Source organism: Sorangium sp. So ce693 (assembly GCF_051521375.1).
Taxonomy (GTDB): Bacteria; Myxococcota_A; Polyangia; order Polyangiales; family Polyangiaceae; genus Sorangium; species Sorangium atrum.
This window is the reverse complement of sequence record NZ_CP150347.1, coordinates 8,918,684-8,931,530: the sequence shown is the minus strand read 5'-3', so window position 1 is coordinate 8,931,530 and position 12,847 is coordinate 8,918,684. Positions and strand designations below refer to the sequence as shown.

General features: G+C 70.8%; 10 protein-coding genes. 3 read left to right on the top strand and 7 right to left on the bottom strand.

The genetic code is table 11. The annotated features are described in order from the left end of the window. Positions 1–233: 233 nt before the first annotated feature. Positions 234–590 carry a Spx/MgsR family RNA polymerase-binding regulatory protein gene (locus WMF14_RS33235; RefSeq protein WP_272095000.1) on the top strand — a complete coding sequence of 119 codons (357 nt, stop codon included), beginning with the start codon at positions 234–236 and terminating at the stop codon, positions 588–590. 21 nt (positions 591–611) lie between these two features. Here the strand turns inward: WMF14_RS33235 and WMF14_RS33230 are convergent, their stop codons facing one another. From WMF14_RS33230 to WMF14_RS33215, 4 genes are all read right to left on the bottom strand, one after another. Beyond that, entirely contained in the window at positions 612–1,331 is a 720-nt protein-coding gene (locus tag WMF14_RS33230; RefSeq protein ID WP_437792786.1) for a hypothetical protein, read from the bottom strand. Positions 1,332–1,605: 274 nt separating this feature from the next. Further along, positions 1,606–2,688 (bottom strand): hypothetical protein, encoded by a 1,083-nt coding sequence (locus WMF14_RS33225; protein WP_437792784.1) that lies wholly within the window; start codon positions 2,686–2,688, stop codon positions 1,606–1,608. A 101-nt stretch (positions 2,689–2,789) separates the two neighbouring features. Continuing rightward, positions 2,790–4,265, bottom strand: coding sequence for a serine/threonine protein kinase (locus tag WMF14_RS33220; protein WP_437792782.1), 1,476 nt, complete (start codon positions 4,263–4,265; stop codon positions 2,790–2,792). 357 nt (positions 4,266–4,622) lie between these two features. Then, complete coding sequence (locus WMF14_RS33215; protein WP_437792780.1) at positions 4,623–6,683, bottom strand: hypothetical protein; 2,061 nt, start codon at positions 6,681–6,683, stop codon at positions 4,623–4,625. 217 nt (positions 6,684–6,900) lie between these two features. On the opposite strand from WMF14_RS33215, the gene gndA reads away from it, so the two are divergent. After that, positions 6,901–8,433, top strand: coding sequence for an NADP-dependent phosphogluconate dehydrogenase (gene gndA, locus WMF14_RS33210; RefSeq protein WP_272094992.1), 1,533 nt, complete (start codon positions 6,901–6,903; stop codon positions 8,431–8,433). A 256-nt stretch (positions 8,434–8,689) separates the two neighbouring features. Here the strand turns inward: gndA and WMF14_RS33205 are convergent, their stop codons facing one another. From WMF14_RS33205 to WMF14_RS33195, 3 genes are all read right to left on the bottom strand, one after another. Beyond that, positions 8,690–9,157 (bottom strand): hypothetical protein, encoded by a 468-nt coding sequence (locus WMF14_RS33205; RefSeq protein ID WP_437792778.1) that lies wholly within the window; start codon positions 9,155–9,157, stop codon positions 8,690–8,692. 397 nt (positions 9,158–9,554) lie between these two features. Continuing rightward, a complete protein-coding gene (locus tag WMF14_RS33200; protein WP_437792776.1) occupies positions 9,555–10,697 on the bottom strand; it encodes a hexokinase family protein in 1,143 nt (380 codons plus the stop codon). A 136-nt stretch (positions 10,698–10,833) separates the two neighbouring features. Continuing rightward, positions 10,834–11,994, bottom strand: coding sequence for a hypothetical protein (locus WMF14_RS33195; protein ID WP_437792774.1), 1,161 nt, complete (start codon positions 11,992–11,994; stop codon positions 10,834–10,836). 130 nt (positions 11,995–12,124) lie between these two features. On the opposite strand from WMF14_RS33195, the gene WMF14_RS33190 reads away from it, so the two are divergent. Then, positions 12,125–12,787, top strand: coding sequence for a hypothetical protein (locus tag WMF14_RS33190; protein WP_272094979.1), 663 nt, complete (start codon positions 12,125–12,127; stop codon positions 12,785–12,787). Positions 12,788–12,847: the final 60 nt, after the last annotated feature.

Here is a 12,847-nt window from a genome sequence, read left to right as displayed (position 1 = left end):
CCTATACCAGACGGCCCGTCGCGCGATGGGGCATTTCGCCCGCCGCCGTCGGCGCCGACGCGCGCGCCATGAACCGCCCGCTGTGAATCGATGCCTTGCTCGTCTTCGGGCGCATTCCGGGCGCATTGCGCAGGAGCCCGTTTTTTTCTCTCCTGCTATGGGCGCGCTTTCTATCTATTTTTCGGGCTCATGCGCGCTTGATGTCGCGCGGCCGAGAGGGCAGAAGGCCCGGCATGAGCAAGGTCCAGATCCTCTCTTATGCCGGCTGCAGCACCTGCAAGCGAGCGCTGAAGTGGCTCGGCGAGCGCGGCATCGACGTCGCCGTGCGCCCCATCGTCGATGAGCCGCCGACGGCCGCCGAGCTCGCCCGGTGGGTCCCTGCGAGCGGGCTCTCGGTGCGCCGATGGCTCAACACGAGCGGGCAGAGCTACCGCGCGCTCGGCAAGGCGCGGGTGGACGCCGCGAGCGACGACGACGTCGTGCGGTGGCTCACCGAGGATGGGAAGCTCGTGAAGCGGCCTGTGCTGGTGAAGGGAAACCGGGTGCTCGTGGGCTTCCGCGAGGACGACTACGCCGCGCTGTTCGGCTGAGGTGCTCTGTTGAGCCCGCTGTCAGGGGGCCGAGGTGAAGCGGCCTCCCCGGACCTGGCTCAGCTCGAACGAGCTCTCCGGATCCAGGTTGTTGTCCGTCGTGCCGTTGCGCGAGCGGCGGATCACGACGTCCACGTCGCAGCTCTCGGGCTCCCGCGAGCTGGTCGCCTCCAGCTCGCCCGCGTCGATGGTGTACGTCCCCGGGTCGCCGCCTACATCGAACGTCTTGGAGAAGATGCAGTCGCCCTTCACGTCGATCACCATGTCGTCCCCGGACGCGCTCGGCGACCAGGCGATCGTGAGGTCCTCGCCGCGCGGGACTGGCTCTCTGGGCAGCGCCTCGAGGTCGAACGGATCGGGGAGCGTCCCCACGTTGTTCGTCGCGTCGTCGTCGTCCTCGTCGTCGCGGTCCAGCAGCACCTTGATCTCGGTGCCTCCTGCGCCGACGTCGACGCCGGCCTCGTAGACACCGGAGCTCTCGGCGGACATCGCGACCGTCTCGCCGTCCACGGTCGCCGAGATCCGATCTCCCGCGCTCAGGATGACGTACGTGTTGCTCTCGTCGCCGCCGGCCTTGAGGGTGGCCCGCACGGTCGTCGACGACGCGCTCTCGGCGATCGCCTCCAGGGTCGCCGAGATCCCTCCGGTCTTGATCTGCTGCGAATCGAGCGTCTCCGTGCAGCCTGCGAGCAGACCGGAGGCTGCGATCCCGAACATGGCCATCGTGGTCTTCGTGATCATGAGTTGCCCTTTCCTCACCGCCTCACCCGCCCGGGCGCGTCGGCCTGTAGTTTTCCATGGGATACTACGTTCGGCCGCGCCCCACGGCGAGGCGCAAGGTTCCGACGGTGAGCGATGAGGCCGTCATGGCTTTCCCCCGGACGTCGCATCACAGCGCGGCTTCGAGGCGGCGTGAGCGCGCGCCGCGCTGCCGTGCGTGCGCGTGGGCCGCGCTACCGTGCGCGCGCGGGCCGCGCTACCGTGCGCGCGCGAAGGCGGCGATGGGCGGGCCGGTTCACCACTGGCTGCGCACCACGACGCCGCCGCCGGTCGGCCCCGCGAGCAGCGACCAGCTCACTGCGCCTGCTTGCGGGCGGGGCGCGGCGCCGGCGTGCGCGCCGGTGGTTGCGCTGGCCTGCGAGCTGGACGAGGACGGCTCCGTCAGGAAGAGCACGAGCGCCGTGCCGGCCAGCGCCGCCCCGGCGCCGAAGCCGATCGTGCTCACCAGCCCCAGGTCCTTCGCGCGTTGTCCAGCGGCCTTCCCTTCGGCGGTCTTGCATACCGCCCTGCCGGAGCCGACGTCGTCGCAGTCCTCATCCGCGCGGCGGCTCTCGTCGAGCGCCAGCCACCCCGTCACCCCTCCGGCGATCAGCCCGCCCAGGGCGAGCCCGCCCGTCGCGTAGGCCAGCACGCGCCGGCCGCTGGTCCCGGACGGCGCCGGCGGCGTCCGCGACGCGCCCTCGTCGTGCTGCGACGGCGGCGAGGCGGACTGCTGAGGCGGCTGATCCGTCGACGTCGCGGGCGGCGGCGTCTCGGGGAGTTTCACCTCGAGCTCGATCGTCTTCTGCTCCGACTTCTCGATCGTGAACCGCACCTCGTGCGTGGGCCCGCCCGGCGCCCTCGTCGTCACGACGTGCTCGCCCGGGTTGACGGGGAGCGCGATCCCGAGCGAAGGCCCCTCCAGCGTGATGCCGTCGCGCTGCACCTGCGTCCCCGCGGGCGCGTCGGCCGGCAGCGACAGCGTGAGCTGCGGCACGAGCGGCACGAGCGCGTCGCGCTGCTCGAGCACGATCTTGTAGCGATCGTACTGCTTGACCTGCTCGGACTCCGACATGCGGGAGTAGAGCGCGAGGAAGTCGTTGTAGCGCGAGACCGCTGTCGCGGTGCGGCCCCACTTGGCCTCGCACTCGGCGAGCGTGAACAGCCGCCCTGGGCGAGGATCGAGCCGATAGCTCTCGGTGAGAGCAGGGCAGCCCGTCTGGAACTTGCCGGCCAGCATGTCCGCGAGGCCCCGGTTGAAGAGCGACTCGGCCACGGCCACGGCGTCGGGCTGCGCGCTCGCCGGCGCGGCGATAGCAATGCTCAGTAATCCGCTCAAGACCGCGCCGGGCCAGAAGGTTCGCATCGGAGGTAAAATGAGATACCTCCTTTGGGACCGCCCCAGGCAAAAAATCAGCGCGTTGTGGGTCGGCGCGGCGCTCAGTCTGCCCCATAGAGCGACTCCCGCTCCCGGGGCTTCGCCGCGGGGGCGGGGGAGGCGGTCGGCGCGATCTTGCGCCAGGCGCCGGGCGGCGGCGCCGGGGTGCGCGGCGCCGGCGATGCCTTCGCGCCCGCCAACACCTCGGGAGCGATCCCCAGGCTGCTGTTCGCGGGCGGCGCGGCGGCGGGGCTCGCAGACGCCGCGAGGTCGGTCGACCTGGGCGTGCCGGCCACTTCGGGGTGAGTGGCGCCCGGCGCGGCCTCGGGCGGCGTGGAGGGCGGCGCGACGGCCGCCGCCTGCGCCGCTTGGGCGTGCTCGGCGTTGCCGGGGGCCGGGGACCCGCCCTTGCTGAACGCGGCGATCGCGATGGCGCTGCCGCCGACCAGGGCGATGGCCGCGACGGCGATCGCGGATCGGCTCCGCGGCGCTGCGGCCGCGCCGGTTCCGGTGCCGGTGCCGACCCTTGTCTCCACGCCCGTGGACGACTGGGCGGCCACCGGCATCGACGACGCGGGCCCCTGGTGCAGCTGGCTCATCCGCGGGATCGGCGTCTCCAGCCCGACCAGGCGCGACGACCTGACCGTCATGGGGGCGATGTCGAAGACCTCGGCGAGCGCCTCCACCGTGGACAAAGCGGTCGGGAAGCGCGCCCCGGGCTCGCGCGCCGTCGCCTTCGCGAACCACGCGTCGAAGCCCGGGGGCAGCTTCACCCCCTCCTTCTCCGCGCGCACGGACGGGGGCTCCTGCGGGCCGTGCATCGCGATCACCGCGAACGCCAGCGAGTTACTGTACTCGCGCATGTCGTTCAGCCAGTAGGCCTTGCCGACGAGGGCCGTGTACGCGATCATGCCGAGCGCGAAGAGGTCCACGGCCCGCGTGATCGTCTCGCCGCTGAACTGCTCGGGCGCCATGTAGAGCGGCGTCCCGAGGGCGGCGGTGTTCGCCCCTTCGACCGCGGTCTCGGCGACCAGCTTCGCGATGCCGAAGTCAAGCACCTTGATCCGGATCTCGTCGTCGTCGTCGCTCGCCGCGAGGAAGAGGTTCGCGGGCTTCAGATCGCGGTGGACCACGCCGGCCGCGTGCGTCTTGTCCAGGGCGTGCGCGGTCTGGCGCAGGTAGGCGATGGCGTTCTCAGGTGGCAGACGCCCGCCGCGGCGGATGCGCTTGCTGAGCTCCTCGCCGCGGAGCAGCTCCATCACGAGGAACGGCATGCCGGTGTCCAGGTCGATCCCGGCGTCGAACACCTCGACGATGTGCTCGGTCGCTATGCGCGCGGCGATGCGCGCCTCCAGCTTGAACCGCGCGTGGAACTCGGGGTTCTCGGCGAGGTGCGGGTGCATGACCTTGAGCGCCCGCCGGCGATCCGTCTCGATGTGGACGACCTCGTAGACCGCCCCCATCGCACCCGTCGCGATGCTGCGCACGACGCGGTACCTACCAGCGAACAGCATCCCCTCGTTGAAGTTCAGCGACATAGTCTCACCCGCGTCGAACGAGGTTACACCACTTGGTCGGACGACCGCACTCGTTAACTTGCAGACCTTACAAACTTGCGGAGCGTGAGACTCCCCACATGGGCATTCCCAATGTAGGGCGCGTTCGTTGGATCTGCGCGCACCAGGCAACAGGTAAGCGCCCTGCGCTGACCGGCACCGCTCGCGCCGCCCGCGCGGAGCCTCCACGGTCGTCGCTCGTCTCGTCGGCGCGAGAAGATCCCGTGATTCCGTGGGTTAGGCGGCTCTGCAGCGGTGATGTGGCGCCCGTCCGTTCCGACCGTTTTTCACGACAGACACATCGACATCGTCAGACATCGTCAGAGGCGCTGTCAGCGGTCAGAGCACGAGGACCGCGAGCAGCCGGGGCCCGTGGAACACGTCGAACCCGCCGATATCGAGCTTGCGACCGATCGTGTAGATCGTCTCGTCTCCGCGCCTGGTCGCGCGGATACTGGATATGATACCCTGGCCGATCGCCTCCACGTTGTAGGACAGCTCGGTGAGCAGGCGGAGCCGGCTGAGGTACGAAGTCAAGCGGAGCCGGAGCCCCACCGACACGTTGCCGGAGAACGCGATCATCGTCGCCTCGTCGACCTCGCTCGCGACGCCGGGGACCGCGGGATCCGCGGAGAAGGCGTAGCGCACCGGGCCGGCGCCGCCGTAGAGGCCGAGATCGCCGAAGGGCGCGAGCCGCGGCCACTCGCCGTTGCCCATCCGCACGCTGAAGCCGCCCTGGTAGAACCGCGACGTCGCGCTCTGGGCGGGGCTTTGCCGCTCGAAGACGTAGACGTCGCCCTCGCCCGGGTCCCGCTCGCGGAGCGCGTAGAAGATGCGGGGGAGCTTGTAGTCCATGTACCTGAAGCCCGCGAGCAGCTCCTCGAGGTAGAGGTCGTCCGCGGCCTCCGGGAAGAGCTTCGTCACGTCGAAGCCGACGTCGATCTGGCGGAGCAGGAGCTGGAAGGGCGCGCTGGCGACGGCGCCGGCGTCGCGGTCGGTCCCCGGATCGACGGCGAGCTCGGTCACGTTCCCGGCGGTGAACCGCGCGATCTTGAGGCTCGTGCTGACGCCGGCGAGGTCGGCGCCGATGTCGAAGACGTCGCTCGCGAGGCCGTTCAGCCCGAGCAGCCTGCCGAGCGAGCCGTCGTACCGGATGTCGCCGCCCGACGAGAACAGCCGGTCGGTCTTGAAGCCGGCGTTGAGGCGCGCGGCGTCGCGCACGTGATCGAAGTCGTACGTGAGCAGCGCCCGGCCGCCCACCATGAACACCGGATCGACGTCGTAGACGAGCCGCCGCGTCCTGCCCCGGTAATCGTTGACGCCGCCGGAGGAGCCCGCGCTCGCGAGCTGGTGGAAGAACAGGAGCTCGACGTCGCCCTTCAGCTTCAGGTGGACGGCGTCGAGGCTGATCGCCCGGCCTTGCTCGAGCAAGCCCTCCTGCGCCTCGAAGCCCGCCGTGTCCTCGAGCGGCGTCTGCGCCGGCGCGGAGAGCGCCTCGGCGCAGGTAGAGAGCGCCGCGCGCTGCTCCTCGAGCACCCTGGAGATCGCCTCCGCGCGCCCCACAGCGGCCCTGGTACCGGGCTCGTCCCGCGCCACCCGCCGGGCCTGCTTCACGACGTACGGCGCCACCGCGAGCGCCTCGATGTGCATGCGCAGGAGGAACGACAGCACATGGAGCGCGTCGCGCGCGATCGTCCGGGCGGGCTCCTGCCCTGCGCTCGCCGCTCGGAGCGCGATCGCGGCGCCGGCGACGTCCCGGTGCGCTCCGGCGAGCGCCCGCCGCCGCGCGGCGGCCCTCGCCTTCGCGGCGGCGATCTCGGGTGTGTCGGGGGCGCCGAGGGGCCTCCCGGCCGAGAGCCGCTCGACGTCCCGCTCCTCGGCGGCGAGCGCCCGCGCGTGCTCCGCGAGCGCCTGCCATGCGGCCGGCAGGCGGCTCGCGGCGCTGGCGGCCCCTGCCTCGCGCGCCGGCGCCGCGAGCTCCGCGAGCGCGTCGAAGAGGCGCGCGAACGCGGGCGGCGCGCCGCGCTCACCGCGCGCCGCCGCGCGGGCGAGCGCCTCGTCGAGCTTCGCGCGGTAGAGCTTGGCGAGGGGGACCTCGTGCTCTCCTTCGTAGGGGGGTGTCTTCTCGAGGCGCGCGCGGAGCCGCTCGCCCTCGTCGTCGTCGAGGCGGAGCGCCGCGATCCACGCGTCTCCCGGGGAGTACGGGGTGCTCGAGAGGACCTCGTCGGCAAGCCAGGCCGCTCGCTCGAGATCTGCGGCGCGATCGTCGATGATGGCGCGGCGGGCGTCCTCGTTCGCGAAGGCGCGGGCGGCGCGGACGTTGTACGCGGCGGGCCCGCAGGCCGAGGCTGCTGCGGAGGCGAGGAGCAGGAGGCCTGCGAGCGCCGGGCCCGGTCGCATCGGCGAGAGCGTACCATGCGTGCGAGCGCACTGGACGCCGCGCCGCCGGCCTGCTCAGAATGCGCGCCCGTGGCTCCCAGCCGACCCAGCGAGATCGACGGCGCGCGGGCCTGCGGCCTGCGATTCGCGGCTCGCGGCTTGCTGACCCGTCGTCCTGGCCGCGCAGCACGGCGGTCGCTGGCGGCGAAAGAGCCACGTGTGAAGGAGAAGAACCGGGATGAATGATGCCACATCCAGCTGCGACATCGGCATGATCGGGCTGGCCGTCATGGGCGAGAACGTCGCGCTCAACATGGCCGACCACGGGTTCAAGGTGGCCGTGTACAACCGCACGGTGCAGGTCGCGAAGGACTTCGTCGCGAGGAACCCGAGCACGCCCGGCGGCCTTGTCTACTGCGAGACGCTGAAGGACTTCGTCCGCGCGCTGAAGAAGCCGCGCAAGGCGGTGATCCTGGTCAAGGCCGGTCCGCCGGTGGACATGGTGGTCAAGCAGCTCATCGAGGCGGGCGTCGAGCCGGACGATATCGTCGTCGATCTGGGCAACTCGCTCTGGACCGACACCATCCGCCGGGAGCAGGAGTACGCGAAGCAGTGCAAGTTCTTCGGCTCGGGCGTCTCCGGCGGCGAGGTGGGGGCGCGCTTCGGCCCCTCGCTGATGCCCGGCGGCGATCCCGCGTCCTGGCAGCACCTGGAGCCGATCTGGCGCGCGATCGCCGCCAAGGTCGATCCGGCGACCGGCAAGCCGATCGAGGGCGCGTCCCCCGGCAAGCCGGTGGAGGGCGGGGTCCCCTGCACGGCGTACATTGGGCCGAACGGCGCGGGCCATTACGTGAAGATGGTCCACAACGGCATCGAGTACATCGACATGCAGCTCATCTGCGAGGCGTACACGCTCCTCGACGGGCTGCTCGGGTTGTCGAAGGACGAGATGTCTCGAGTCTTCTCCGAGTGGAACAGCGGAGATCTCGACTCGTACCTCATCCAGATCACCGCCGACATCCTTCAGCAGAAGGACCCTGTCCAGAAGGACAAGCCGTTCGTCGATTTCGTCCTCGACACGGCGGGGCAGAAGGGCACGGGCAAGTGGACGAGCAGCAACGCGCTCGACATGGGCATCCCTGCGAATGCCATTGCGGAGGCGGTGTTCGCCCGTTGCCTCTCTGCGCTGAAGGACGAGCGCGTCGAGGCCTCGAAGCACCTCGCTGGCCCGACCCCGACCCCGGTCGCGGACCGCCAGGGGACGATCACGGCGATCCGCGACGCGCTGTATTGCTCGAAGATCTGCGCCTACGCGCAGGGCTTCCAGCTCATGGCCGCGGCGCAGGCGGAGTACAAGTGGAAGCTTGATTTCGGCACGATCGCGAGCATCTGGCGCGGCGGCTGCATCATCCGCGCCCGGTTCCTCCAGAAGATCACGGAGGCGTACACGCGCAACCCTGGCCTGACGAACCTGCTGCTCGATCCGTACTTCAACGATCAGATCAAGCAGGGTCAGGCGAACTGGCGCAAGGTGGTGTCGATCGCCGCGCAGAACGGCGTCTGGGCGCCCGCGTTCATGTCGGCCCTGTCGTATTACGACGGGTATCGCGCGGCCCACCTGCCTGCAAATCTCCTGCAGGCTCAGCGAGACTACTTCGGGGCGCACACCTACGAGCGCACGGATCAGCCGCGCGGCAAGTTCTTCCACCTCGACTGGCCGCACCCCTCCCGTCCTCAGCTGGACATCAAGGGCACCGGCGGCGGGCACTGACGCCCCGCGCGATTCCCGTCCTCAGGGTACGAAGCCCGTCTTCCTCCACCCCACCATCGGCCACCAACGTAAACGTAGACGTAAACGTTTACGTGGTCGTGGTCGTGGTCGTGGTCGTGGTCGTTCACGGCCTACCGTTGACGACCACGACCACGACCACGACCACGACCACGACTACGTAAACGTTCGGATGTAGGAGAACGCGGCGCGAAGCTTCGTTAGCGTCTCCTCGGGCCGGGCTTCCGGCGAGGCCCCCTCAGGTAAGGCTGATCCGCGGCCGCAGGTTCTGCTCGCGCAGGAACGGCTCCAGGTCGTCGACGATGTCGAGCTGCACCCCCGCCAGGCTCATCGCCGCCCCGATCGTCTGGATCCCCATGCGTCCGAGCTTGTTCATCTCCGGGGGCGGGCGGACGACGATGTGCTCGATCTTGTCGCGCACGTTGAGACCCCACTGGGTCAGGATCACGCGCGCCTCGCTCTCGTACCGCACCATGAGCGCCATGTCGTAGATGAAGAACGCCCGCTCCCCCGGGCGCATGACGCCCACGAGCTTCTGGTACGCGTCGACCGAGATGAACCGCGCCGCCTCACCGGTCGCCACCGTCTCCCGCAGGAGCTGCACGACCATGCCCGCCGGCTGCGTGATCCACACGCCGATGCTCCCGGTGTCATCGAGCAGGTGCGGCTGCCTGCGGAAGGCGAGTCTGCGGTTCGACGGGAGCATCTCTCTAAAGACAATAGCCATTCCGGCTACCGGGGCCCGCCCGCGACGACCGGAAGCGCCCCACCCGCCCGACCGGTCCGGTCGAGCCGAAGCGCGCTGTTGTTTCACACATCACCGGCCGAACTCCTCCCAGGGGGTCAACGCTGCGTCATGGTGGTCGCAAAAAACGGATTCGGCCAGAAATGTGTGATCCTGCCGCCCCGAACCGCCCACGGGGACGTCGCGCAGCCAGGCGGGCGCGGGCGTTGCCGCGCTGGACCGGCCCCGCGAGGGCCGGATCGGGCGAAGATTTCCGGGCATCCCTGTGCTCCCGCCTGGCCGGGCAGCCTGCGCGCCGAGAGAGCCGGCGCCTCCCGCGCCGCGCAGCGAGCGGCGAGGGGAAGCGGCGCGCGGCCGATCAGGCGAACAGCGCGGCGCAGGCCGACCCGATGAGGTTGACGTGCTCGAGCTGGGCGATCCGGGGCTCGACCCGCGAGCCGACGAGGGCGCGCAGCGTCTCTTGCACCCGCGGCGCATAGCGGGGATCGCCCCAGAAGAGGCTGCCCTCCGCGAGGATGCCGACCCCGGGAGGGCTGTCGAGCACGTCGGTGACGGCCGCGAGCCCCGCCGCCACGAGGTCGGCCGAGCGCTGGAGCAGGTCGCCGGCCACCTGCCGCGTCTCCCCGGCGCCCTCGTCGCGGAGCCGCACGAGATCCGCGGCGCTCGTCAGCGGGGCATGTTCAGGGAACAGCCGCCCGAAGAGCCGGGGCAGGTAGGCCCCGGACACCGCCTTCTCGAACCGCTGCGCTCCGGGGTTCTCCGAGGTCGCGTCGAGCTCCGCGTCGAACGGCTGGAGGTGCGGAGGGTTGAAGTTTCCGTTCTCGAGGTTGACCGCCATCGGCGCGACGAAGTGACCCGTCTTGAGCTTCGGGATCCGGCCGGCCGGGAGGAACGTGGCCATGTTGGTCCCCGTCCCCACGATGAGCCCGATGAACGCCGCGGGCTGCGACCCGCCGTGCGCGAAGGCACCCCCGAGCAGGCTCGCCACCGTGTCGTTCAGCACCCGGACCGGACCGGGCCGGAGCCTCCGCGCGCCGAGCGCCCGGCCGAGCCGCTCGCCCACGCTGGTGCCCTCGACCCCAGCGATCTGGACGCCCTTGGTCCAGCGGAGCAGCCGCGCGTCGAGCGACGGCAGCGTCTCCGACGGATACGAGAAGCAGTACCCCACCGGCAGGCCATGCACGGCGCCCAGGCGCTCGACCAGCTCCGCCTGCACATCGAAGAAGGCGTCGCCCGCGATCTCCGGCCCGCCCGGGAACTTCGCAGGCACGGGCCCGGCGACGATGCGCGACTCGCCGCCCGGCAAGAGCTCCACGATGGCGGCGCGCAGGTTCGTGCCCCCAGCGTCGACCACCACGGCGCGGCCCATCATCCCTCCCGGCGGCGGCGCGAGGTAGGCAGGGAGCGCGGCGATCTCGGTGCCGGGCGTGGAGAGGCCGAAGACGATGCGCGCCGCGAGCGTGCGGCGGATGTCCTGGAGCTCGGTGAGCGAGAGCTTCATCGGCGGAATGCTTACCCCCAGGCCCCTGAGAAGGAAATAACTTTGCAAGTGGTGCAAGTGAGGCTGAGCGTGCTTGGCGTCGGCCTCGCTCGGACGGCAAGGGGCCAGCGACCCGCTGCCGCGATTGCGCTGTGCGTCACTTGGAGGAGGCCGCTGGAGAGCGGTTGTCGTCCACACCGAAGACGACGGGATAGACCACCGTCGCAACGCTCTTGCGGTCTGCGGCGGAGGGGAATCGGAGGCCGCGGAAGACGTCGAGCACGCAGCCGACGACCTTGGCATCACGGAGCGGGGGAGCGGGAGACGACGGCGGCGTCGCGCCGGGCGAGGGCAGCGCGATGAGGAGCGGCGCGTCCTCAGGCGGGCGGTCGGCGTCACCCGCGTAGGTGACCTTCCCTTCGCCATCGACGACGAGGTGCACGGGCAGGCGCCCTTGGAGCTTGGGGTTCTGGCGAAGGCCCTTTTCAAAGCAAGCGCGCATCTCGCCGAAGCGCTCCTGGACGACGCTCCGCACGATGTGAGGCGGGATGTGGGCTTTGCCCTTGCTCGGCTCATAGGGGTTGCTCTTGCAACGGGCGGCGATGCCCCTCACGACCTTGGCATCCTGGTCGAGCTCCCTCTCCAGGCCGGCGCGGGCGACACCCGCCTTCTTGCGGTCGTGTGTGTCGAGCGACGCCTGGAGCTTGCGGGTCGCGGCGCCGGTCCGGGCGTAGCTCTCCCGGATGTCCTTGGCGCCCTGGTCGAGCTCAGGATCGGAGGTGTGGACCGCGGCCGCGCGGGCCCAGAGGTCGAGCCGATCCGCGATCCTCCCGAGCAGGTCGGGCGGCGTGTTCAGGTCGGATTGCCGGAGCACCTCGATCATCCTCGAGGCTTTCTGGACCTCCGGGCCGAGCGCCTTGCAATCGGCCTCGATCGAGCGCGCGGCGCTGCCTTTCCCGGGGAGCGGGATCGGGGCGCGCTCTTTCACGGGCGAGCGGGCGGGCGGAGGGGCGTTCCCGGCGGAGCGGGCAGGCGTGCTCGCCTTGTTGGACAGCGGGATCGGGGCGCGCGGCTTGGGGGCCTCGGGCGCGGCGTCGCGGGCGCGCGTGCTCCTGGACGGGCGCAGGGCGGCGCGCTCCTTCTCCTCGGGCGAGCGCAGGGCGGCGCGCGCTTCACGGGTCGAGCCCTCCGGGACGGCGCGGGGGGCGGTGACCCCGACGTGCGTGGGGTCGGCATCGGCGGCGGGCTCTCTCTGCGGCGCCGCCCCGCAGGCCAGCAGGGCATGAACTCCGACGAGGACGAGCCACGCGCTTCGCATCCGTTCCTCCGAGGTGCGTTCGACGTACGAGCCGCCGTTTTGATACAGTATACCGGTCCGGACATCGCCTGCGGGCGAAACGGCGGGGCCCTCCCGGGAGGTGGGACAGGCAGCGCAGGGAGAGTGCGATGTGAACAAGCGCGAGAAGAACGGCCGCGGGGGTGGGAAGGACGATCACGGCAAGGGCGGGGGCGAGCTCGCAGAAGCGGCGTGCGCGCTCGAGCGTGAGCTCGTCCGCTTCGAGGAGCTCGCGGAGTCGGCGCGGCGGCTTTCCCTCGATACACGCAAGGGGATCGAGCGCGCGGCGAAGTCGACGACCGAGGCCGCCGAGGCGCAGCAGCGCGTGAGCATGGCGCTCGGGTCGCTCATCGCGGCGATCGCAGCGGCGCGGGATCGCCACGAGGCGACCGCCACGGCGCTCGCGGCGCGTGGCGAGGAGATCAAGCGGCGGGCGGAGCAGCTTGGGGAGCTGTTCCAGCGCTTCGCGGCGCTCGGGGAGGAAGGGCGGAGCATCAACCAGCTGGTGCAGGAGACCGCGGCGCGCCAGCGGGAGGCGACGACGCCGGAGCAGATCCACGAGGTGGTGGCAGCGATGGACGAGGTGGAAGGGCGAATGGGGCGCCTCGCCGACGAGGCACGCGCGCTGGCTCAGGTGGCGACGGCCGCGGGGATCGTCGACTTGGCTGAGCAGGCGGACGGGATGCGGCAACAGGTGACCGCGATGAGGAACAAGGTGGGGCTCCTGCGAAAGGGGATGCTGTCGCGGCTGGCTGGGGGGACCCCGCCAAACTAGGGGGGCATAGGAGTTCACGAAGCTTCGCACCGCGTTCTCCTACATCCGAACGTTTACGTC